General features: G+C 68.8%; 18 protein-coding genes. 6 read left to right on the forward strand and 12 right to left on the reverse strand.

Translation table 11 applies throughout. The features are described 5' to 3' along the window. Positions 1-4: 4 nt before the first annotated feature. Genes AC0685_RS02670 through AC0685_RS02690 form a run of 5 tightly spaced genes read right to left on the reverse strand, consistent with a single transcriptional unit; the run spans position 5 to position 9,856 of the window. Positions 5-451 (reverse strand): hypothetical protein, encoded by a 447-nt coding sequence (locus AC0685_RS02670; protein ID WP_478223934.1) that lies wholly within the window; start codon positions 449-451, stop codon positions 5-7. Continuing rightward, positions 448-7,533, reverse strand: a complete 7,086-nt coding sequence (locus AC0685_RS02675) for a WXG100-like domain-containing protein (RefSeq protein WP_478224445.1) — start codon at positions 7,531-7,533, stop codon at positions 448-450. Before AC0685_RS02675 ends, AC0685_RS02670 begins: the two co-directional genes overlap by 4 nt. 10 nt (positions 7,534-7,543) lie before the next feature. Beyond that, positions 7,544-7,873 carry a WXG100 family type VII secretion target gene (locus AC0685_RS02680; RefSeq protein WP_340685748.1) on the reverse strand — a complete coding sequence of 110 codons (330 nt, stop codon included), beginning with the start codon at positions 7,871-7,873 and terminating at the stop codon, positions 7,544-7,546. Beyond that, positions 7,873-8,493 carry a YbaB/EbfC family nucleoid-associated protein gene (locus tag AC0685_RS02685; RefSeq protein ID WP_478223935.1) on the reverse strand — a complete coding sequence of 207 codons (621 nt, stop codon included), beginning with the start codon at positions 8,491-8,493 and terminating at the stop codon, positions 7,873-7,875. The genes AC0685_RS02680 and AC0685_RS02685 overlap by 1 nt, the downstream gene beginning before the upstream one ends. Before the next feature lie 55 nt (positions 8,494-8,548). Then, positions 8,549-9,856: an MFS transporter gene (locus AC0685_RS02690; protein ID WP_478223936.1), complete on the reverse strand. Its 1,308-nt coding sequence runs from the start codon at positions 9,854-9,856 to the stop codon at positions 8,549-8,551. Between the two features lie 208 nt (positions 9,857-10,064). Between AC0685_RS02690 and AC0685_RS02695 the strand changes: the two genes are divergently transcribed. After that, positions 10,065-10,646, forward strand: a complete 582-nt coding sequence (locus AC0685_RS02695) for a YqgE/AlgH family protein (RefSeq protein ID WP_478223937.1) — start codon at positions 10,065-10,067, stop codon at positions 10,644-10,646. On the opposite strand, the gene AC0685_RS02700 is transcribed toward AC0685_RS02695, so the two are convergent. Next, on the reverse strand, positions 10,643-11,065 hold the full coding sequence (locus AC0685_RS02700) for an SdpI family protein (RefSeq protein ID WP_126734731.1): 423 nt from the start codon (positions 11,063-11,065) through the stop codon (positions 10,643-10,645). The genes AC0685_RS02695 and AC0685_RS02700 overlap by 4 nt on opposite strands. A 134-nt stretch (positions 11,066-11,199) precedes the next feature. Here AC0685_RS02700 and AC0685_RS02705 point away from each other — a divergent pair, with 134 nt between their 5' ends. The 3 genes from AC0685_RS02705 (at position 11,200) to AC0685_RS02715 (ending at position 16,141) form a co-directional block, all read left to right on the forward strand. Then, positions 11,200-12,297: an esterase-like activity of phytase family protein gene (locus AC0685_RS02705; RefSeq protein WP_478224446.1), complete on the forward strand. Its 1,098-nt coding sequence runs from the start codon at positions 11,200-11,202 to the stop codon at positions 12,295-12,297. Between the two features lie 170 nt (positions 12,298-12,467). Further along, the gene (leuS, locus tag AC0685_RS02710) at positions 12,468-15,314 is read left to right on the forward strand and encodes a leucine--tRNA ligase (protein WP_478223938.1); all 2,847 of its coding nucleotides are present in this window, start codon (positions 12,468-12,470) and stop codon (positions 15,312-15,314) included. Positions 15,315-15,403: 89 nt separating this feature from the next. Next, complete coding sequence (locus AC0685_RS02715) at positions 15,404-16,141, forward strand: SDR family oxidoreductase (protein ID WP_478223939.1); 738 nt, start codon at positions 15,404-15,406, stop codon at positions 16,139-16,141. A gap of 1 nt (position 16,142) precedes the next feature. Here AC0685_RS02715 and AC0685_RS02720 read toward each other — a convergent pair whose 3' ends face one another. Then, a complete protein-coding gene (locus tag AC0685_RS02720) occupies positions 16,143-16,862 on the reverse strand; it encodes a TetR/AcrR family transcriptional regulator (protein ID WP_478223940.1) in 720 nt (239 codons plus the stop codon). 115 nt (positions 16,863-16,977) lie between these two features. On the opposite strand from AC0685_RS02720, the gene AC0685_RS02725 reads away from it, so the two are divergent. Continuing rightward, the gene (locus tag AC0685_RS02725) at positions 16,978-18,066 is read left to right on the forward strand and encodes a hypothetical protein (protein WP_478223941.1); all 1,089 of its coding nucleotides are present in this window, start codon (positions 16,978-16,980) and stop codon (positions 18,064-18,066) included. Here the strand turns inward: AC0685_RS02725 and AC0685_RS02730 are convergent. From AC0685_RS02730 to AC0685_RS02750, 5 genes are all read right to left on the reverse strand, one after another. Beyond that, positions 18,050-18,679 (reverse strand): DUF3558 domain-containing protein, encoded by a 630-nt coding sequence (locus AC0685_RS02730; protein WP_478223942.1) that lies wholly within the window; start codon positions 18,677-18,679, stop codon positions 18,050-18,052. The genes AC0685_RS02725 and AC0685_RS02730 overlap by 17 nt on opposite strands. A gap of 14 nt (positions 18,680-18,693) precedes the next feature. Beyond that, positions 18,694-19,098, reverse strand: coding sequence for a hypothetical protein (locus tag AC0685_RS02735; protein ID WP_478223943.1), 405 nt, complete (start codon positions 19,096-19,098; stop codon positions 18,694-18,696). Positions 19,099-19,110: 12 nt separating this feature from the next. Further along, positions 19,111-19,866, reverse strand: a complete 756-nt coding sequence (locus tag AC0685_RS02740; protein ID WP_478223944.1) for an ESX secretion-associated protein EspG — start codon at positions 19,864-19,866, stop codon at positions 19,111-19,113. A 2-nt stretch (positions 19,867-19,868) separates the two neighbouring features. Then, positions 19,869-21,233, reverse strand: a complete 1,365-nt coding sequence (locus AC0685_RS02745) for a hypothetical protein (protein ID WP_478223945.1) — start codon at positions 21,231-21,233, stop codon at positions 19,869-19,871. Positions 21,234-21,312: 79 nt separating this feature from the next. Beyond that, a complete protein-coding gene (locus tag AC0685_RS02750; RefSeq protein WP_478223946.1) occupies positions 21,313-21,684 on the reverse strand; it encodes a hypothetical protein in 372 nt (123 codons plus the stop codon). A gap of 190 nt (positions 21,685-21,874) precedes the next feature. On the opposite strand from AC0685_RS02750, the gene AC0685_RS02755 reads away from it, so the two are divergent. Continuing rightward, positions 21,875-22,423, forward strand: coding sequence for a YbaB/EbfC family nucleoid-associated protein (locus tag AC0685_RS02755; protein ID WP_478223947.1), 549 nt, complete (start codon positions 21,875-21,877; stop codon positions 22,421-22,423). Positions 22,424-22,431 lie beyond the last annotated feature (8 nt).

A 22,431-nucleotide genomic window follows, 5' to 3' on the forward strand; every position in this document is an offset into this window, starting at 1 on the left:
TGAATCATCGCGCCCGGTTCGGGAAACGTGGTTCCGCCCGGAACGACGGCGGCTCACCGGCGGCGCGGCGGGCCAGCTCGTCCTCCCACATCTTGAAGGTGCGTTCGCGCAGCGACTTGATCAAGGCCGATTCCTGCGGTTCCACGCGACGGTTTTCGCGCTTGGCCTGCGCGTACAGGCCGTCGATGGTCTCGTAGAGCGCGAAGATCGGTCCGCCGCCCTTGAGCTCGTACGCACGGGCGCGCTCGGTCTCCTGGACGAACTTCTCTTCGGACACCTTGCTGATGTCCGAACTCGCCATCGCCCACATGACCTCACGCACGTGCTCCGGCTTCTCGTCGAACTCGCCGGTGCTCAGGTTGAGGAGGAAACCGGTCAGGCCCCCGTCGGGGGTCGACTCGACGCGGTAGGTCTTCCCGAAGTACGTGTAGAAGGACGGCGTCTGGATCACGTGTTCTCCTCAGGAGGCAGGCCCTTGCGGAGACCGGCCATGAACTTCTCCCGGACCCGGTCCATCAACGCGGCTTCCAGCAGGGCCTGTTCCGGGGACAACCGCTTCTTGTTGTTCTCGTCCAGTGTCCGGTTGTACGTCGGGAAGTCGCGGCGGACCTCGTACAAGGCGTGTTCGTAGGCCGACACGGTGTCGATGTGCTTCAGGTGCAGCCGCAGTTCGGCGACGTGCCCGTTCGGCAGCCGGACGTTCATCTGCAGATCGCGGTACCCGCTGTCCTGCGGATTCGCGAACCGGTCGTCGAAGCTGACGATCCGGAGGTCCGGATCGTCCATCACCGCGTTCAGCGCGTTGTAGACGTCGGCCAGCGTGTCGAACTGGATCTTCACGCCCACCAGGTCGGTCAGTTTCGACGCGTCACCGTCGTAACCCGCGATCTTCGCCTTCGCGCGGTCGTCGTCCTTCGGACCGGGCCTGCCCGACGCGTCACCGTTGTTCTCCGCCGCGATCCGTTCGGCGATCCGGTTGAGGTCGCCCTGATTCCGCGGCCATGCCTCCCGCTCGGCGTCCAGGAACTCCTGGATCTTCCCGGGATCGCCCTTGTCCGCGCGATCGAAGCCGGCGTGGTACTGATCGCCGGGCTCCACGTCGGCGGCGATATCCGCCGCCGCGTTCGCGAGATCCCGCTGCTCCTGGGTCAGCGGAGTGTCGCCGGGACCGTCCTCACGGACGTCGTCGATCATCTGGTAGCCGCGTTCCTCGACGTCACGCAGGGCGTCTTCGAGGATCGGGATGGCCTCCGGGTGCAGCAGCAGGCTGCCGATGGTCATCGGGTTGTTCAGCAGCGAAGCCCGCAGGTACGCGTTGTCCGGATGCTCCATCAGCCGGACGAGTTCCGGATGCGCGGGCAGATGTTCGCGGATGAAGTCCCGCATCGGCCCGACGTCGTGCTTGACCCCGTTTTCGTCCTCGTGGACGGCCCGCTTCTTGTCCGGGTCCAGCCCGTCCACCGCGGCCACGACCTCGGGATCGTTCAGGAACCGCTCGCCATCGGCCCGGTCGCCCGGAGGCTGCTCGTCGTGGGCCATGCCGTAGCCCGCGTCGTGTGGCGGCGTCACGATCGGACGGCCGTCCGGCCCGATCCTCGACGGCGGCACGTCGGGCGTGTCATCCCTGGCGAACGCGATCCGCGGGTCGACGGGCTGAGCGGCCGGGCCTTCCGGGACGCCGACGTGCATCAGCTTCACGCCCAGCGGCGGCTGCGGCAGGTTCATCAGCGCGCCGGACTGCGGGTCGATGAACGCGACGCCGTCCCGCGTATTCGCCACCATCGCGACGTGCCCTCGCTCGACGCCGTTCTCGTCGAGGTACTTCACGGCGACGACCGCGTGGTGATCGGTCGGCATCCCCCGCATCTCGCGGATGACGGTGTCGTAGTCGGCGCGACCGGAGAACTCCCCGCCGAACCGCTCTTCGACGTGTTCCAGCGTGCCGCGGCTGTCCATCTCGTGGACGAGCAGCGGATCGGCGGTCGAGTCGATGCCGTTCAGCCGGTCCATGTACGCGCCCGGCGTGCGGGTGCAGTTGGAGCGGTAGCCGTTCGCCAACGCGTCGGGGTCGTTGAAATGCGGGTTGACCTCGCCGAGCCGCGGGTGCCGGTCGGCGATGTACGCGGCCTGCTGCGCGGGGCTCGCCGAACCGGCGTGGATCGCCGGTTCGCTCGGCGGGTTCGTAGCGACCGCCATCGACGAGTAGTCCCGCTCGGGGGCAGGCAGTTCGAGCGTGTCGTCGGTGGCCGAGTGGTCCTGAGCGGGCTGGTCGCCGTACTCGGGTCCCTTTTCGACGTCCGTGACGCCGTGGTCCGCCGGGTTCTCCGTGGAGAAGTGCGGAGTCTGCGGCTCGTCGAAGCCGCCGAGGCGCGCCATCGACTGCGCCTGGGCCAGACGCGCGAGTTCCGGCGCCTCCGCGGCGTGCCGGGCCCGCCGTTCGTCCATCTTCTGCTTGGCGGTCTCGGGGTCGAGGTAGCGCGGGTCGCCGGGAGTGACCTCTTCGGCGTGGATGACCCACTTCGGCCGGTCGACCAGCGGCGGAGTCTTGAACTCCTTGCTGTGCACGTAAAGCTGCGTGGCCGGCTTGTTGATGGCCTCGTTCTCGCGCGGGTTTTCGGCGAGCGACGAGACGTCCTTGCCCGTCTTCGAGACGATGTGGATCTCGACGTCTTCGCCGAACTTCGACTTCGTGTCCGGCGAAGTCTTGATGGTCGAGCTGGTCATCGTCGGCTCGGGGACGGTCTGGCCGGGTTCGTAGTGCGCCGCCATGATCGCGGCGGCCCGCATGTCACCCTTGGTGTCGATGCCGCGGATGGCCTCGCCGTGGAAGTCCGGCAGCTCGTTGAGCGCGCCGACGATCGCCCTGGTGCTGCGCTGGGCGTTCTCGAAGTCGGGGTGCGACTCGCCCCGGCGGTTCGCGTCGTTGATCGCGTACGCGTGTTCGCGCGAGTACGAGTAGATCGCTTCGGCGGCCTCAGGCGAGACGCGGTCCTTCAGCGGGCTGGCTTCGAGCCGCTTGAGCGCCTTCTCGCGAGCCTGTTCGGCGAGTTCGGCGCTGTCGTAACGGTCACGGAGGGTCTTGTGATCCTCCGGCGTGCCACGGAAGTTCTCGTCGGAGAGGTAGCTCTCGTCGACTCGCGTCGGGGTTTCTTCCGGGCCCTTGAGGCGTTCGGCGATGTCGAGTTCGGTCTTGGGCGCCTGTTCCTGGACAGGGGTTTCGGAGTCGGCGGACCTGTCGGTGTGCGGCGTTTCCGGCGTGTGCGGGGCATCGCCGCCGCCCATCGGCATCGCCTTGATCGACGTCGGATCGTCGGGCAGCGTCGCGAGCCGCCCGGTCATCGGGTCGGCGAAGACCACGCCGTGCGGCGTGTTCACCGCGGCGACGATCCGGGTCTCGATCCGGTCCTTGGACCGCGGCGAGCCCTCCGGCGCGTTCGGATCGGCGGCGGCGTGATGCTCGAACGCCACCGCGGTCCGCGCGCCGACCGGACGTTCGCCCAGCTCACGGGCGACGTCGGCGAAACCGTTCCGATCAGACCACTGCCCGCCGAGCCGGTCACTGACGTGCTGCAGCGGTGAACCGCCGGTCGACGGCGCGGCGACCGAGTCGCCGCCGTTCATCCGGTCTTCGAACGCGACCAGCGCCTCGGCCGAGTTCGTCTGGTAGCCGTCCTTCCACGACTCGGGCGCGTAGTAGTTGCGCGTGTTGGCCTCGCCGATCGCGGGGATCTCGTCCATGACCAGCCGGACCTGCTGGTGCGGCGTCTCGGTCGAACCGGCGTGGATGACCGGCGTCCCGCCCTCTTCGAGCGGCTTCGCCAGCTCGGACCAGCCGCCGTCGGGAGCGTGCTCCTTCGGCGGCTCGGGGGCGTCCCGGACCGGGGCGTCGGTGGCGTCGATCCAGCCGCCCTTGCCGTCGGCCAGCTTGGTTTCGAGCCCCGCGAGGCCCTGGCCCTGGAACAGCTCCGGGTGATCGCGGCGCAGCTGCGCCTCTTGCTCGGCCGCTTCCTGCGCCAGCCGCTCCTGCACGGCGTTGTTGTAGTCGCGCCGTTCGGCGACCTTCTGCTGGACCTGGTCCGTCGTCAGATGGCCGTCGTCACCGGCGACGACCTCCTCGCATTCGACGATCCACTTCGGCAGATCGTTGGGCGATCCGTCGTCGAGACGCTTCTTGTAGTGCGGGTGCTCGGGATGCCCCGGGCCCATCTTGATGTCGGTGACGCGCAGCTGCGTCGCCGACTTCATCAGGACTTCGCGTTCTTCCTTCTTCGAGGCGAGGTCTTCGATATGGCGTCCGGTCTTCGACTGGATGCGCATCTCGACTTCGCCGGGGAAGTTGCTGTGCGGATGTTCGGGGGTGACCCGCGACGTGCTCAGCATCTGCGGGTCGACGATGACCTGGCCCTTGGCGTGCGCTTCGAGGAAGGCCCGGATCGCGCTCTCGTTGCCGTTGAAGTTCACCCGCCGCGAGACGAGACCCTCGTAGGCGGGCATCTCGTTGAGGCCGGAGGTGATCGCCTCGATGTGCGGACGGAGCGCTTCCAGCTCCGCGCCGCCGTGCCGCTGGGCGTGCGTGATCCGCTCGGCCATGTCGGTGCGCGTGTAGCTGTGCACCGCGTAGGCACCCTGATCCGACATCTGCTTGACGCGCGGATCTTCGTGGGCGTCGCGTTTGGCGAGACCTTCGCGGCGGACCTGTTCGCTCCGCGCTTCCCCGGTGTCCTTGTCGAAACCGCGCTTGTCGATCTGCGTCTCGGCGAGCGCGCGGTACGCGGCGGGATCGTCCGTGTGGAACTTCGGATCCGTCAGGTACGGCTCGTCGACCGTGGTCCTGTCGTCGGGAGTGACGTCCTGGGGCGCCTCGGTGTCCTTCGGAGCGTCGGCGTCCTTCGGCGCCTCGGTGTCCTTGGGAGCCTCGACGTCCTTCGGAAGCTCGGTGTCCTTGGGCAGGTCGTTCCCGCCGCGGTCCTGAGGTGCCTGCTGCGGCGCGTGCTCCACCGGCCGCACCGGAGGCTGCTGCTGCGGACGCTGCGGCTGCTGGGGACCCGCGTTCCCGTCGTGGCCCGGGCGCGGTCCCGGGACCTGCGGCGGACGCTGCGGACCACCGAAGCGCGGCGGCTCGGCGCCGGGCGGCATCGGCCTGCCGGGCTGCTGTCCCGGATGCCCCGGCCCCGGCCGGCCGGGGTGGTGACCGGGCGGAGGCGGCGGCATGGGGCCGCGGTTGCCGGGGAACGGGCCGTTGCCCGGATGCTGGGGCCGCGGCGGCGGCGGCGGATAGCCCGCCGGACCGCGGTTGCCGGGAGGCGGACCGGGCGGAGGCGTCTGCGGACGCGGCGGGACCCCGCCGTTCGGGCCCGGACCAGGTCCGGGCCTGCCCTGATACCCCTGGGGCGGCCGAGGCGGACCCTGCGGACCAGGGGGCTGCGGCGGTTGCTGAGGACGCTGACGCGGCCCGCGGTCCTGCGGATATCCACCCTGACCGGGATGCTGCTGCGGCGGACGCGGGCCCATCGGACCGGGCTGCCCCTGCGGTCCTCGCGGCGGCATGGGGCCACCACCGGGAGGCGGTGGCGGAGGCGGCGCGAAACCACCCGGAGGCGGCGGCTGCATCGGCTGCTGGCCCTGGAAGGGCATCGGGGCGGGCGGCTGGTCGAAACGCGGCTGCTGCGGTCCGCCGTTGCCCGCGAAACCCGCGGCCTGGACGCCGTCGTTCGGCCGGACTGGCCGGGACGGATCGTGCCCCGGCGGCGGGAAACCGCCGGGGGCAGGCCCGTTGCCGGGCGGGTTGCCGCCCGGCGCCATGCCGTACCCACCCGACGGAGCGGGCGAACTCGAACCCGGGTTCGACGCCATGCCGTACCCGCCCGAGCTCGACGGCGCACCTGTCGAAGAGGAAGCGGCGGGCGGCATCGCGCTGGACTGCGAAGGATTGTGAGACGGGCTCGGCGCCGGACTGGACGCGGGTCCCTGTGACGGGCTCGGCGCAGGGCTCGCCGCGGGTGTCTGTGCCGGCGCCTGCGACTGGGCGGGTGCCTGCTGCTGATTACCCGGCGCGGCCTGCTGCTGCTGACCGGATCCGTTGTCGGCGGCGGCCGCCGGCGCGTTCTGGTGGGTCTGCGCCGGACGCTGACCGTCACCGGTGTTCGCCGGGGCGTCGGCCGGACGTTCCGGGGCCTGCGTCGAGGACTGGCTGACCCGGTCGCTGTCCGCCGTACGCTGCGGACCGCTCTCGGAGCGCGGCTGCGGATCAGCGGAGCCGTCCGAACCGCGGCTCGAAGCCGCTTGACTGTCCGAAGTGGACCGAGGTGCCGGATCCGAGGAAGAGTCCGACCGCGAAGAGGGACCGGAATCCGAAGAAGAACGCGACTCCGATGAAGTGCCCGAGTCCGAGGAGCCGGAGTCCGACGAAGAGCGCGAGTCCGATGAAGTGCCCGAGTCCGAAGAGCCGGAGTCCGACGAAGAGCGCGACTCGGACGAAGAGCCCGAGTCCGAAGAGCCCGAAGGCGTCCCGGAATCCCCGGTGTCCACATCCGGCGTGGAAGGACCGTCGCCCGCCGAGGCGCCTGGCGTGTTCGCGGCCTTGATGTCGCCGATCTGGCTCTTCGCCCCGTCGACACCACCGCCGACCGCTCCACCGGAAGCGCCCATCAGGACGTCCTTGGCCGAAAGCTTGTCCAGGTCACCGGTGACGGCGGCCTGCCCGACCGTGCTGGCGACCCCTTCGGCCGCGCCGCGCACGGCACCGCGCGCCGCGCTGTCGACGATCTGGCCGCCGACGCTGTCGGAAAGTCCCTTCGTGGCGCCCTTGCCGATGCTGCTGCTGCCCGCGCCGACCACGCCGTCGACGGCGCCGCTGATCGCGGAATCCTTGGTCTTGCTGAAGTCCCAGCTCTCGCGGTCGCCCTTGGCCATCTGGAGGCCCTGGATGCCCGCGTCCATGGCGAGGTTCATCGCCGTGTTCTGCAGGACTTCCTTGCCGATCTTCTTCAGGCCCTCCTTGAGAAGCTTCTCCAGGAGTTCCTTCGCGACCTTTTTGAAGCCTTCCTGCGCGAGCTTCTGCATCAGCTGCCGGAAGATCATCTGGACGGTCATGCGGGTGGCGATCTGGGCCGGCGCGATCCCGGCCGTCGACCCGCCGAACGTCACCGCCGCGGCCGCGATCATCGCGACGATCTGCGCGGCCAGGATCACCAGCGAGATGATGATCATGTACTTCGTGTACTCGACGTCCAGCGCGGTCGCGTTGCACGAGTCGCCGAGTGCCTTCGAGGAATCGGCTAGCGACTTGAAGTACGCCTCGTCGCCCTCGACGAACTTCTTCCAGGCCTCGGCGAACTTCTCCGCGCCCTGTCCGCTCCAGCCGCCCAGGACCTCGGTGGCGCCCTTGGTCGCGGTGTCGGCGATCGGCTGAATCGCCTTCGAAGCGTTGTGCCAGGCGTCGCGCAGTTCGCGAAGCTTGTCCTCGTCGCCTTCGGGCCAGCTCTCCCCGACGACGATCGGCAAGAGCCACTTGACCGCGTCGGGCATCTCCATACCCACGGCGCTAGACCTTCTTGTCCAGCGTCGACTTGATCTCTTCCTCGGCGTTCGTGAACGCGGTCATCGACCGTTCGACGTTGTGCTGCATGCCCCGCAGCGCCTCGACGACGTTCGCGAACCCTTCGGACGATCCCTGCGCGCCGGGCTCGTAGTCCTTCGCGAACTCCTTGCCCGCGTCATCGTTGCCCCAGCACTGGCCCAGTGAGTTCATCGCGGCCAGCAGTTCCTTGCCCGCTTCGTCCAGCTGGTCCGCCGCGATCCCCAGTTTGGCCGCGGCCGTCTTCACCGCTTCCGGATCCGCGGTGAACCCGGCTCCACCCCCACCGTTCGGCATCAGACCCCCCTGGTCAGCCAGCTCGAGGGCGGCTCTTCCTCATCGTCGTCCTGCTGACGCACCCGTTTCGGAACCGGTTTCGGCGTCGGCGGCGCGGGAGGGGCGGGCGGAGGAGGCGGCGGCGGGGCGTCGTCCTTGATCATCAGCGGGGCGTCGAAGTCTTCGTCGGACTTCGAGGGCGCGGCAGTCTCCTCCTCTTCCGCGAGGAAGTCGGGGATCGCCGGCATCAGCCCCTGGAGTGAAGGCGCGCCTTCGATGAGGTCCGACAGGTCCGGCAGCCCTTCGGTGATCGGGGCCATCAGGTCGGCGACCTGCTGCTTGACCTGCAGCGATCCCTGACGGACCAGCGTCAGCACCGTGTTGGCCAGCTGCGCTGGATTGGTGCGCTCGAAGGCGTTCGGCTGGATCTCCAGCTTGGCGAGCGTGCCGGTCGCGTCGATGGTGGCGCGGACGAGGCCGTCCTGCGAGACCACCGTCGCCGACGTCTGCGAAGCGGCTTCCTGCGCGTCCCGGAGCTGGGCCGTCTGCCGCTCGAACTGTTCGAGCAGCGTGTCGACCTGGTCCTTCATGGCGGCATTGCGCGCTTCGAGGCGTGCGCTGTCGTCGCCGGCCGTCGTCACTGGAGCCCCCGCGAGTGCTTGATCCCGGGCATACGCCACCCGGTGTCGGTAAGCGTCACCCTAATGCCAAGGGCGGAGCCTTATCAGCAGTTCTCCCTTTTCGCGCCGCGAGCAGGTATCCGGCGGCGCCCACGAGGTAGAGGACGGCCGCCGTGATCAGGAGTCCCGGCGAATGGCCGTCGTCCGGGATCACCGTCGCGGCCAGGGAGACGGCGGCGACCTGGGTGATGTTGAAAAGCGTGTCGTAGAGCGCGAAGACCCGCCCTCTCGCTTCGTCGGCGACGTCGAGCTGGACCGAGGAATCGACACAGAGTTTCAGCACCTGCCCGGCGCCGGTCACCAGGAACGCCGCGAGCAACGCGGCCGGGACCACCATCGGCAGTCCGAGCGCGAGCTGCGCGACCGCCGCCAGCACCAGCGCCACCACCACGACACGGACCCTGCCCAGCCGCCGGAGCAGCCGGGCGGTCAGCAGCCCGGCGAGCAGGATCCCCGCGCCGGCGAACGCCGCCATCTGGCCCAGCCCCGCCATGCCGGCACGGAAGATGCCCGCGTCGGTGAAGTGGTTGCGCATCAGCAGCACGGTCACCAGCAGTGAGATCCCGTACGCCGCGCGATGGGCGAACAGCGCGACGAATCCCGCCGTCACGCTGGGCGTCCGCCAGGCCGCCTTCGCGCCGTCCGCCAGGCCGCGCGCGACGGCGAGTGCCGGGTTCGAAGGCTCGTCGACCGTCGACGGCCCGAGCAGCCCGCGCGCGAACCCCGAGGCCAGGACGGCGGCGCCGATCCCACCCAGCGCGGCCGCGGCGGTGACCCACGCGGAGCCGGCGTCGTCGGCGCCGGTCAGCGCCCGGAGGCCGATCGCGCAGCCACCGCCGACCACGGCGAGCACCGAACCCCAGGTCGCGGCGAACGCGTTCGCGGCGACCACGGACTTCTCTTCGACGACGTGCGGAAGCGACGCCGACAGCCCCGAGCCGATGAACCGCGAGATGCCTTCGGACGCCAGGGCCAGGGAGAACAGCCCCATCCCGGCCGCTCCCGTGCCCACGGCGACGGCCGTCGCGAGGATGGTGAAGGACCGCAGAAGGCTCGCGAAGATCAGGACCTTCCGGCGGTCCCAACGGTCGAGCAGCGCACCCGCGAACGGTCCGACGAGCGAATAGGGCAGCAGCAACGCCGCGAACCCGCCCGCCATGGCCAGCGCGTCGGCGGCGCGTTCGGGGTTGAAGAGGACGGCGCCGGCCAGTCCGGCCTGGTACATGCCATTGCCCCAGTGCGCGGAGAACCGCGTGTACAGCAGACGGCGGAAGTCACGGTCGCGAACGTACGCCCTGGTGGGCGCCGTGGCGGTGGTCGTCACGGCGCCAGCCTATAAAGGTGGCCGATGCGCTTTGAGGTCGCCTCTCGGCGGCTATGCGCAGTGTGGCTCCAGCCGGACGGTATTCCACAAAGGCGGTTCTTCAGTGAGCCCGGGGGACACGGAAAGCGCACCGACCGTTGTGTCCAACGGTGCTCGTGATGCTGTTGTTCCCAGAGCCGGACGATTTGTCTCCGCTCGAAGTGGGATCATGGCGGACGTGCCAGCGGACGCCGAGGTCGAACCGGGAACGCTCCTGGTCGCCGCCCCCACGATGTTCGATCCGAATTTCCGGCGGACCGTCGTGTTCGTCATCGATCACCGGGACGAGGGAACGCTCGGCGTCGTGCTCAACCGGCCGAGTGACGTCCCGGTGTACGACGTGCTGCCCAGCTGGGGCGGGCACGTCGCCGAACCGCAGTCGGTGTTCGTCGGCGGTCCGGTGGAGAAGAAGACGGCGTTGTGCCTGGCCGCGCTGCGGACCGGTGAGACGGCGGCCAGCGTGCCCGGCGTGATCGCCGTCCGCGGCCCGGTCGCGCTCGTCGACCTCGACACCGATCCCGAGATCCTGGTGCCGAAGGTCCGCGGTGTACGGGTCTTCGCCGGATACGCGGGTTGGGACTCCGGCCAGCTGGCGAACGAGATCGAACGCGACGACTGGGTGATCGTCCCGGCGCTGCCCAGCGATGTCCTCGCTTCGCCGCACCACGACCTGTGGGGTCAGGTGCTGCGGCGTCAGGGCATTCCGCTGGCGCTGCTGGCCACCCACCCGGGAGATCTTCAGCGGAACTAGGCGGTGGCGGTGTCGGCCTTCTTGAAGACGCCGCAGGTGCCGCAGGCGCAGCCACTGCATCCGGCGGGCCGCTCCGGCTCGGGCTCCGGCACCGTCGCGGCCGCGCGGTTGCCGAGCACTCCCCCGGCCGCGACCAGCGCGATCATCCCGATCACGCCTACGAACGAGGCGAGCAGCAGCCCGAACGTCGTCGGCATGACCAGCGCGGCGATCCCCGCGAGCACGGCGATCACGCCGCCGGCCAGCGTCGGGACCCCGGCGACCTTGTTGCCGAGCCGGAAGGCGTCCTCACTGCGCATCGTGGCGGCGGTGCGCACGCCGGCGCCACGGTCACGCGGCAGCTTCTCGCGCAGGCCGAGGAACCCACCCCAGCCGACGAGGACACCCAGCACGATCGGGACCAGCGCTATGACGAACACTCCACGAGGATAAGCGTGACGTCCCGGCAACCTGCCGGATACCCTGATCGACTGTGCTACAGGCCATGTCCAGCCACATCTTGAAATGGCGGAGTATCGCCACCGCCCTGATCGGGGCCGTTCCCCTCACCCTGATGGCCGCACCCGCCGCCGAAGCGGGTCACCGTCCGCTTCGCCTGATCGGGGAACAGATCGTCCCGAACGGCCTGCCCTACGAAGGCACCGTCGTCGGCGGCCTGTCCAGTATCGATTTCGACCCCCGCACCGGCGAGTACGCGCTGATCTGCGACGACCGCTCGGCCCTCAACCCCGCGCGGTTCTACACGGCGAAGTTCTCCCTCGACGCCAAGGGGCTCGGCCCGGTCACCTTCACCGGCACCAAGCCGCTCCTGCGTCCCGACGGCACGCCGTACCCGCCGCTCGCCAAGAACGACCCCGCGCAGCCGCCGAACATGCAGACCATCGACCCCGAAGAGCTGCGTGTCGACCCCTGGACCGGCCGGTACGTCTGGTCCCAGGAGGGCGAGCGGTCGGCGGCGGCCTGGATCGACCCGTCCATCCGCGAGGCGGAGCGCGACGGCTCCTACGTCCGTGACCTGCCGATTCCCGCCAACGAGAAGATGACCGAGACGACGGGGCCGCGGCAGAACCTCGCCCTCGAAGGCCTCACGTACGCGGGCTTCGGGTCGTTGCTCGCCAGCTCGGCCGAGGGCCCGCTGCTGCAGGACGGCCCGGAGGCGAACACCACATCGGGCGCCCTTTCGCGCATCACCGTGCAGTCGCGGTTCGGACCGGTCCTCGCGCAGTACGCGTACCCGCAGGAGAAGGTCTTCGCGTCGCCGAACCCGCCCGGCGCGTTCGCGACCACGGGTATCTCGTCGCTGCTGGCCGTCGACCAGGCCGATCCGACCCGCTACCTGGTGATGGAGCGTTCGTTCGTCACCGGCGTCGGCAACAAGGTCCGCATCTACGAGATCGACACCAAGGGCGCCACGAACATCCTCAAGACGCCCTCACTGGCCGACGCGAAGAAGGTCAAGCCGGTCAAGAAGCGCCTGCTGGCGGACCTCGCGGACTTCAAGTTGTCCACTGTGGACAACGTCGAGGGGATGACCTGGGGGCCGCGGCTCCCGAACGGCGAGCGCAGTCTGGTGCTGGTCAGCGACAACAACTTCTCCGCGACACAGGTGACCCAGTTCATCGCTCTGGCGGTCCCCGCGGAACGGCTTTGACCAGCGCGTTAAACTGGACCCATGAACACGGCTCGGCTGCTCCTTAGCCTGCCGCGCTGAACTCGGCCCCACGGCCGGGACCAGCGCGGCGACCCCTCATGCCCTCCGGGCTGAGGGGTCGAGTTGTTTCTGGAGTGGCTTGACGTGGATGAGCACGGAGGATTTCGGCGATGAACCAGGCGAGCGAAGACGCCGACGCGGCACCTCAGCACCGCTACACCGCGGAGCTGGCGGGCCAGATCGAGCAGCGCTGGCAGGACTACTGGTCCGACCACGGCACCTACCACGCACCGAACCCGGTGGGCCCGCTCGCGGACGAGAGCGGGGAGGTCCCGTCGGACAAGCTGTTCGTCCAGGACATGTTCCCGTACCCGTCGGGCGCCGGCCTGCACGTCGGGCACCCGCTGGGCTTCATCGCGACCGACGTCTTCGCGCGGTATCACCGCATGATCGGCCGCAACGTGCTGCACACGATGGGCTTCGACGCCTTCGGCCTGCCCGCCGAGCAGTACGCGGTGCAGACGGGGCAGCACCCGCGCAAGACGACCGAAGAGAACATGGAGACCTACCTGCGCCAGATCCGGCGCCTGGGCCTGGGTCACGACGAGCGTCGCCGGATCTCGACGATCGATCCGGACTACTACAAGTGGACCCAGTGGATCTTCCTGCAGATCTACAACTCCTGGTACGACGAGAAGGCGGGCAAGGCCCGGCCGATCGTCGCGCTGGAGACCGAGTACGCGCAGGACAAGCGACGTACGCCGGACGGCCGCAACTGGTGCGAGCTGACCCGCGCCGAGCAGCTGAAGATCATCGACTCGCATCGCCTGGTCTACCTGTCCGAGGCGCCGGTGAACTGGTGCCCCGGCCTGGGCACGGTGCTGTCGAACGAAGAGGTCACCTCCGACGGGCGCAGTGAGCGCGGCAACTTCCCGGTCTTCCGCCGCAACCTGCGTCAGTGGATGATGCGGATCACCGCCTACGCCGACCGCCTGGTCGACGACCTGGACCTGCTGGACTGGCCCGAGAAGGTCAAGTCCATGCAGCGCAACTGGATCGGCCGCTCGCACGGCGCGCGCGTGTCGTTCGAGGCGGGCGAGCGGAAGATCGAGGTCTTCACCACCCGCCCCGACACCCTGTTCGGCGCCACGTATCTGGTGGTCGCGCCCGAGCACCCGCTGGTCGACGAGCTCACCGCCGCCACCTGGCCGGAAGGCGTCGACGCCCGCTGGACCGGTGACGCGGCGACGCCCGCCGAAGCTATCGCCGCCTACCGTGCGGCGGCGGCGCGGAAGTCCGAATTGGACCGTCAGGAGAACAAGGAGAAGACCGGCGTCTTCACCGGCTCCTACGCGGTGAATCCGGCCGACGGCAAGGACATCCCGGTCTTCGTCGCCGACTACGTCCTGATGGGCTACGGCACCGGCGCGATCATGGCCGTCCCCGGCCAGGACACTCGCGACTGGGAGTTCGCCGAGAAGTTCGGCCTGGAGATCATCCGCACCGTCCAGCCGACGGACGGCTTCGACGGCAAGGCGTTCACCGGCGACGGGCCCGCGATCAATTCGGGGTTCTTGGACGGCATGGGCGTCGACGAGGCCAAGAAGACGATGATCGGCTGGCTGGAGGAGCACGGCCACGGTCGCGGCACCGTCCAGTACAAGCTGCGCGACTGGCTGTTCTCGCGCCAGCGCTACTGGGGCGAGCCGTTCCCGGTCGTCTACGACGAGGACGGCCAGGTCCACCCGCTGCCGGACAGCATGCTGCCGGTCGAGCTGCCCGAGGTCGCCGACTACTCGCCGGTGACCTTCGACCCGGAGGACCGGGACAGCACGCCGTCCTCGCCACTGGCGCGCGCGACCGACTGGGTCGAGGTCGAGCTGGATCTGGGTCAGGGCAAGAAGACCTACCGCCGCGACATCAACACCATGCCGAACTGGGCGGGTTCCTGCTGGTACCAGCTGCGGTACCTGGACCCGACCAACCCGGACGTGTTCGTCGCGCCGGAGAACGAGTCCTACTGGGTCGGCCCTCGTCCCGCCGAACACGGCGTCGACGACCCCGGCGGCACGGACCTGTACGTCGGCGGTGTCGAGCACGCGGTGCTGCACCTGCTGTACTCGCGGTTCTGGCACAAGGTGCTGTTCGACCTGGGCCACGTGTCGTCCCAGGAGCCGTACCGGAAACTGTTCAACCAGGGCTACGTCCAGGCCTACGCCTACACGGACGCACGCGGCGTCTACGTCCAGGCCGACCAGGTCGAGGAGCGGGACGGCAAGTTCTTCTTCGGCGACGAAGAGGTCAAGCAGGAATACGGCAAGATGGGCAAGAGCCTGAAGAATGTCGTGACGCCTGACCAGATGTCGACCGACTACGGCGCCGACACCTTCCGCTTCTACGAGATGTCGATGGGCCCGCTGGACGTCTCGCGGCCGTGGGCGACCAAGGACGTCGTCGGCGCGCAACGGTTCCTGCAGCGGCTGTGGCGGCTGGTCGTCAACGAGGAGACCGGCGAACTGCGTGTGTCCACTGTGGACGCCACGGACGAGGATCGCAAGCAGCTGCACAAGGCGATCGCCGGAGTCCGCGAGGACTACGCGGAAATGCGGTTCAACACGGCCGGCGCGAAGCTGATCGAGCTGAACAACTACGTCACCAAGACCTACGGCTCGGCCGAGGCCACGCCGCGGGAACTGGTGGAGCCGCTGGTGCTGATGCTGGCGCCGCTGGCCCCGCACCTGGCCGAGGAGCTGTGGAAGCGGCTGGGCCACGCGGATTCCCTGGTGCACGGGCCGTTCCCGGTCGTCGACGAGAAGTACCTGGTCGAGGACTCCGTGGAGTATCCGATCCAGGTCAACGGCAAGGTGCGCTCGCGGGTCACCGTGCCCGCCGACGCGGGCAAGGACGCCGTGCAGGCGGCCGCGCTGGCCGACGAGAAGGTCGCCGCGCTGGTCGGCGACGGCACGCCGCGCAAGGTGATCGTCGTGCCCGGACGGTTGGTCAACATCGTGCTGTAGCGCCGTGGCCGATAGCCGCCAGCGTCGAGGGTCATGAGGCGATTCGATGGAGTTGTTCAAGGACAACGAAATCGAACGGAGAACACCCCATGACCCTCGACGGCAAGGTGGCTTTGGTGACCGGCGGCAGCCGCGGGATCGGTGCCGCCACGGCGATCCGGCTCGCCGAGGACGGCGCCGACGTCGCGCTCACCTACCAGAGCAACGCCGAACTCGCGGCCGGTGTCGTGGACCGGATCAAGGCACTCGGCCGCCGCGCGCTGGCGATCCAGGCCGACAGCGCCGACGCCGCGGCCGTGGTTTCCGCGGTCGACACGGCGGTCGCCGAGTTCGGCAGGCTCGACGTGCTGGTCAACAACGGAGGCGTCGGCTTCGTCGGCCCGCTCGACCAGACGAGCCTGGAGGACATCGACCGCGTGCTCGCGGTCAACGTCCGCGGTGTCTACGTGGCCACGCAGGCCGCGGCCCGGCACCTCGGCGACGGCGGGCGCGTGATCACCATCGGCAGCTGCGTCTCGGACCGCGTGCCCGGCCCCGGGATGTCGCTGTACGCGGTGAGCAAGACCGCCCTGCTGGGCATGACCAAGGGGCTGGCCAGGGAACTGGGGCCGCGCGGTATCACCGTGAACATCGTCCACCCCGGCCCGACCGACACCGACATGAACCCGGCCGACGGCCCCTACGCCGCCGACCAGCGGAGCCTGACGGTGTTCGACCGCTACGGCTCGCCGTCGGAGGTGGCCGCCACGGTGTCGTTCCTGGCACGGCCGGAAAGCAAGTACGTGACCGGCTCGACCGTCTCGGTCGACGGCGGGCACGCGGCGTAGCTCAATCCGCGGTGAGGCCGATCTCCCGCGCGAGATCGGCCAGCATCGCGTCGAAGAGGACGTCCGGTTTCGAGAACGGGATCGGATAATTGCCGAAGACCTCGAGCGTGACGTGCCCGTAGAGCCGGGCCCAGAACTGGATCATCAGGTACGTCACGCCGAGGTCGAGCTTTTCGAGCGGGAACGTCGCCCCGGACTCCTTCAGCACGGCGAGCAGTTCCTCTTGGAACGACGTGAGATCGTCGCGCAGCTCGACGGGGACCACGTCGTTCGACGGCGTGACCAGGTCGTGCGTCGCGAGCACCCGCCCCGCCGCCGCGAGGAAGATCCGCCCGAACGGCTCGCCCAGCCTGCTCAACGTGTCGTCGCCCGCGGGCGACGCGAAGACCAGCGTGAACTCCTTCGTATGCGCGAGCGCCCAGCGCCGGAATCCCTTGCAGATGGCGAAAAGCTGCAGCGCGCCCTCATCCGGCAGCTGCGCGATGTCCTCGGCGAGCCCGGCAGCCAGATCCGCGACGACGTCCGCGCGAAGATGCTCGACCAGATCGTCACGGGAACCGTAGTAGCGGTACAGCGCCGGCGCCGTGATGCCGAGCTCGCGCGCGATCGCCCGCAGGGTCACGGCCTCCGGGCCCCGCTCGACCAGGAGCGCCCGCGCCGTCCGGCGGATGTCCTGGTCGGTCGCCGCCCGCTCGCGGCCCCTGCGGCTGGGGTTGGTCATCCGGGCATTCTAGGTGGTCAGTGCCGGAATCGTGGCAGCTGGACTCATCCCGAAGCGGGCTGGCTTCCGCGTCGGCAACTCGTAGCGTTCCACCTTGATGAAACACGTACTGCTGTTGATCGTGCCCGCCTTGGTCTGCGCGGCTTGCGTTCCTCGACCCGGTCCGGCGGACACGGCCCAGCCGCCACCGCCACCACAGCGCTTCATTCTGAAGGAGACCCCCAGCACCGAACCACCCGCCACCTTCCAGGGCGGGTTTGTCCACAACGCGTGCGCGGTCCTCACCCCGGACGTGCTGGCCGCCGCGGGAATGGCGTTGAAGGACGGCTTCCTCCAGGGCGGCGATCGCCTGAGCACCACCGACGGAGACCGGCCCGAACTCGCCGGAAAGGGCGGGTGGGCGAGTACGTGCGGCGGCAGCGTCAGCGTGTCCTCCGCGCCGAAGCTGACCGATATCAGTGTGAACCTCCACGTCTTGCACTCGCGATTTTCGCAACAAATGGATTGGCGGGACGCCGTGCTGGAGGTCGGTGCTCGGCAGGTGTCCGAGAGGGCACCAGGCGACATCAAGGTGAGTGTCCAGACCGACTACAACATCCTGGAGCTCGGCATCACCGGCTTCACCAGGCTCCCAGATCCCGAAGTCGCCTTGACCACGCTGCTCGACGGCATCCGCCGGAACGTCGCCCAAGGCCCGCGGTCCATGCCCGTACACAGCTATCCGGCGTCTTACGACCTCGTCGCCGACCCGTGCGCCGCCTTCCCGGCGGAGGTCTTCACCATGATCACTGAACGGCCGACCGATGGTCTGCAACGGGATCTGTTCAGTTTGAGCGAAAGCCCCGGCTCGAAGCACAACAGTGTCGAGATGCGCTGTGACCGCACCGGCCAAGTGGCGCTTTCGGAGGGGATCGCACCGAGCGTCACCGTGAGCCAGACCGTACTGTCCGTACCGGATCCCGCCGCCGCCATCGCCAGTGTTCGCGAGCACTGCGACGTCGAGCGGGGCGTGGAGTTACCCCGGCCTCTCGGAGAGGCCAGTTGTGGCCACTTCGGCGCCGACGGCGGCCAGGTCCTCCTCCACAGCGGTCGCTCGATGGTGCGGATCAGTCTCATCGCTCCCAAAACCGACCCGGCCAGGACGCGCGACAACCTCGTTAAAGGTGCCGAGGCCGTCTATGCCCGGCTTACGCCCTCCCCTTGAGGTTCTTCAGGACTTCCGCAGCCACACTGCGGCCTGCGTCGCATGAATCCTTACCCGCGCGGTACGCCTTGTCTCCGAGTGTGAGGGAAACCGAATAGGCAAGCTGATCGGATACACCTACGACGACGACGCAGTGCTTCTTGTCGTCCGGCGCCGCTCCGGCATTGATGGCGTAGGCGATCGCCGGATAGCCGTCGATTGGATCGAGGTCTAGCCAGCGATCTGCTTTCGGTTTCACGTTCTTGTAGGCGAGGGAGATGCCTTGGTCGGATTTGGTTTGGTAGCCGATGGAGAATCCTGCGCCGCTGCCGGATGCAGCGCGGAAAGTGCAGGCGGCGCCAAGGGCGTCGGTGCTGGGCTCGGCGGGCTTCGGTTCGCCGACGAAGGACTCAATTTGCTGGGTGGTGAGGGCGCTGTCACATGGGCTCCCGTCGAGCACTTTTGCCGGGAGCGGGTTCTGTACGGCGAGTGCTCCGCTGTTTGGGACTCCCACCGCGCTCGACGAAGCGGCAGGCGCTTCCGTGCCTGGTGTCGGGGTGCCGGGAGTGGTGCCGTTGCCATCGCAGGCCGCCAAGAGCAGGGTTCCGGTGGCGACGAGCGCGAGGGTGGCCACCAGGTGCCGTGAAGTCATTCGATTGACCCGCTTTTCTTGGTTGCTTCGGCCGCTTGACGGTCCGCTTCCTCGGTCAACCCTAGCGCCTTCTCCAGCCTGAGAATGAGTTCTGTGTAGTAGTCCTCTTGGAAACGCAGATGGCCAACATAGAAGCGGCCGGTTTCGTTGATGCCGTTCTTGTCGTTTACCGCGCGCCAGCTTGCCGGTTCATAGCCTGGCGGGTCGACCTGGTGCAATTTCCCCGCAGATTCGTACTGCTTGAGGATGAAGTCGCGTTGGTCTTGGCACTTCTTGAGCAGGGCGCGCATTTCGTCGCCGTTCATGGTGAAGCCCCCGCCGCCGCCACCGGCCGGTGCGGCTCCACCGCCTACGACGTCGTCACTGTTCTGGAACCAGACGTCCCCGAAGAACGAAGTCATCGAGATCTCCCCTTATCTCAGTCCATGCAGGGTCGCATAGAGGACGTCGACCAGGACGTCCCGGCTCCCCGGTTCGAAGCTGACCAGCGGTTCGCCGTCCTCACCCGGCAGCACGTAGGTGAGGACGCGTCCGGCATGAGCGGTGTCGACCACGGTCAGCGGAGTGCTCCTGGTGCCGTTGTTGACCGCGTAGAGCTGGTGCACGCCGGTTCGTTTCGCCGCCATCAGCTCCCGCGCCGAGGGCAAGGGGTCGTATTCGGGCTCGTCGGTCGGGTCTTCGAGGTCGTACGAATCCTCGTAGACCGGCTGGCCCGAGAAGCGGGATTTCGGGATCTTGACCGGGTCGATCCGGGCCGGTTCGACCGGGGGCAACAGGTCGACCAGCGATTCGGCGCCGTAGCCGGGATCGATGACGTCGATACGGACCTTCTCGTCTTGGCGGATCACCCGGACCGCGTCCCGGCCGGACGCCGACACGAGGATGTTCCCGGTCTCGTCCGACTCGATGTCGCCGAGCCAGGCGGTGAACCGGAGCGGGCCGGTGGCCAGCACGCGGAGAAGGTCGCGGAACTCCCTGGTCAAGCTGCCCCCGGAGGCCAGCTTCAGTTCGGTGAGGGTGTCGAGCACGGCGTCGTCAAGCTTCTTCTTGGTGTCCTCGGCGAGCCACAGGTGGTCCGGACCGAGCGCCGCGGGCGGAGTGCCGTGGTGCTCCCACTCCCACGCGGTGAGCAGGACGGTCTTCGGCAGGTACAGGGGTGCTTCGAACACGATCAGAGCCCGATCACCGGCGGGACCGGCTTTGTCTCAGTGCCGCCGAAGACGCTGTCGGGGTCGGCTTCCTGCAGGTAGGAGGCACGCTTGTGTTCCTCGTCCTCGCCGCCCTTGCCCTTGCCCGCGCCCATCGGGCCCATTCCCGGTGCGCCAGGCCGGCCCGCGCCCCCGGCGGGGCCACCGGGCATGCCAGGACGGGCTACCTGGCCGGGCTGACCGGGAGCCATCGCCCCGCTGCCGCGACCAGGTCCAGGTGCGGAGCCGCTCCCCGGACCACCGGACGAGCCCGAGCCGGGTCCGAAACCACTGCCGGCGCCGGGACCGAAGCCCGGCCCGAACCCGGCTCCGCCACCACCAGGGCCGAAGTTGGTGCCGCCGCCGGTGCCAGGGCCGAAGGACGGCGGCTGGTAACCCGGATACGACGAAGGCTGCGGAGGCGTGTAACCCGCCGCCCGCGTGCCATCGTCGTATTGGCCGGGGCGGAAGCTCGGATCGGACGGCTGCGGGCGTGGGGCCTCGTAGGGCCGGTGGTTCGGGGTTTCGGGGCCGGTTGGTGGAGGCCCCGACGACGGTGGTGGCGGTTGCACCCCGCCCGGAGGCGGCCGGTATCCGTCGCCACCGGAATCCGAGCGCCCGTCGAACCCGCGCACCTTGCCGCCGTCGCCAGGACCGGGCCGGCTGTCGTCGACCTTGAAATCCCCGCCGTCGAAAGCGCCGAGCTGCCCGTAGTCGATGGTCCGGCCGGCATTGTTCGAGGTGGACTGGTCGTTGTAGGCGTTGTAGCGCTCGAGATTCGCCTGCGCCTTTTGGTTGTACTGGTTGACCTTGTCTTCGGTGTCGGTGTCCCACGGCGTCACGTCGTCGTAGGTGCCCGTGGTCGGTGGGTCGGCGGCGACTTCGCGGTCCAGCGAGTTCTTCAGCGACACGAACTGATCCAGCTGCGTCTGCGTCAACCCCGAATTGCGCTCCAGGCTCGATGACGCCGACGTGGAGGAGTCGGCGAGCGGCTGAAGCTTCGCCCGCGCGGCGTCCGCCGCGCCGCCGGTCCAGGCGGACTCCAACGCCGTCATCACGTCGCGGGTCCCGTCATGCAGCTGGGTCTGGTTCCGCGCTTGCTCACCACCGACCCTGCGCGCTTCTTCCAACGAGCCGGTTCCAGGGCCGTTCAGGACGGCTTCAAGCAGCTGCTTGGGCGTCAGGCCGCCTCGATCGACCGCGCCGGAGCCGTCACTCGAGTTCGACCCGACGATCCCGCCGATGATCGCGCCGACCGGCCCGCCCACGGCGAAACCGGCCGCCGCACCGGCGCCGGTCTTACCGAGCAGGCCGGTGGCCGCCTCCCATACGTCCCCGAACAAACCCATCGAAGCCCTCCCCGGCCCAATCGGTCGATGTCTTGCGCTCACGCACAATACCGTGCCGATCACACCTGGTAGACGGGTTTCAGCCGAGAAGGCGAGCCTGGAGCCTGGTGAGTGGCCGGAGCACCAGGAAGATCGGCACGGCCATCCCAGCGGCGATGAGGAAATGCACGATCCACGCTCCCGCCAGCGTCGGCCCGCCCCATGTGCCCTCGGGGTCGCTCCCGGTCCAGAAGAGCCCGTACGTCGCGATACGCCCGACAAGGTAGAAGAGCAGCAACGCGAGCAGGAACGCGGCCGCGCTCGGAGCGAAAGCCGCCACGAACCGCGGCCGTGACCCGCTCTCGTGCCCGAGCCAACGCCGCGCCAGTCCACGCTGGACCTTCGCGCCACCGAGGTAGCCCGGAAGCACGAGAAGCGCGTAGACCGCGCGTTTCCAGTCCGAAATCGTCATACCCGGCACGCTAAGGGCTGTTGACCTGCGGGAACATCGGGTAAGCCATCGGATCCGGTAGGGAAAACCGGAGGTCATTGTGGTGATCCACACGACCGGGGTGCGGATGTTCGTCAAACGTTCCCCGATGACAGACGGGTATGCCACACTCGGTCGCCGAACGGCTACGACGTGAACAGGGGAGGTTCGCGTGTCGAACCCTGAGCAGCTCTTCGCTGATTTCGAGGCCAAACTGGCCGACGCCCAGCGAAAGGCGAATCAGATGCGCACCGAGATCGAAAGCGTCTCGGTGTCCGAACGCAGCAAGGACGGCCAGATCTCGGTCAAGGTCAACCACGCGGGGAACCTCGTCGGCCTGGAGATCGGCCCGTCCGTGCGGGACAACCCCGCGCTCGCCCAGGAGATCCTCCGCGTCGTCCAGAGCGCGCAGAGCAAACTCGCGGGTGCGATGCAGACCGGCGTGCCGTCCATCGCGGGCACCGAGACCATGAACGAGCTGGTCACCCAGCTGCACAACGAATACCCGGAACCCGAACCGACGGGCTACGTCGAGGGCGGCCACCAGGAGACGGACGAGGACGACCGCTTCGTCGCCGAAGACGAACTCGACGCTCCGCCTCCGCCTCCTGCTCCGAAGCCGCCCGCTCCTCCAGCCCCGCCCGCGCCACCGCGCGCCGCGCGCAGGCAGCAGACGGACCACGAGGACGACTACTTCACCGGCGGAGACTTCCTGCGCTGAGCGGGTTC

It is taken from the genome of Amycolatopsis sp. NPDC043889, assembly GCF_056435645.1.

Excerpts from the sequence above, each read along its gene's own strand:
- AC0685_RS02675 (WP_478224445.1), bottom strand. The coding sequence starts at position 7,533 with ATGGAGATGCCCGACGCGGTCAAGTGGCTCTTGCCGATCGTCGTCGGG.
- AC0685_RS02680 (WP_340685748.1), bottom strand. The coding sequence starts at position 7,873 with ATGCCGAACGGTGGGGGTGGAGCCGGGTTCACCGCGGATCCGGAAGCG.
- AC0685_RS02695 (WP_478223937.1), top strand. The coding sequence starts at position 10,065 with ATGGCGGACGTGCCAGCGGACGCCGAGGTCGAACCGGGAACGCTCCTG.
- AC0685_RS02705 (WP_478224446.1), top strand. The coding sequence starts at position 11,200 with ATGGCCGCACCCGCCGCCGAAGCGGGTCACCGTCCGCTTCGCCTGATC.
- leuS (WP_478223938.1), top strand. The coding sequence starts at position 12,468 with ATGAACCAGGCGAGCGAAGACGCCGACGCGGCACCTCAGCACCGCTAC.
- AC0685_RS02715 (WP_478223939.1), top strand. The coding sequence starts at position 15,404 with ATGACCCTCGACGGCAAGGTGGCTTTGGTGACCGGCGGCAGCCGCGGG.
- AC0685_RS02720 (WP_478223940.1), bottom strand. The coding sequence starts at position 16,862 with ATGACCAACCCCAGCCGCAGGGGCCGCGAGCGGGCGGCGACCGACCAG.
- AC0685_RS02735 (WP_478223943.1), bottom strand. The coding sequence starts at position 19,098 with ATGACTTCGTTCTTCGGGGACGTCTGGTTCCAGAACAGTGACGACGTC.
- AC0685_RS02745 (WP_478223945.1), bottom strand. The coding sequence starts at position 21,233 with ATGGGTTTGTTCGGGGACGTATGGGAGGCGGCCACCGGCCTGCTCGGT.
- AC0685_RS02750 (WP_478223946.1), bottom strand. The coding sequence starts at position 21,684 with ATGACGATTTCGGACTGGAAACGCGCGGTCTACGCGCTTCTCGTGCTT.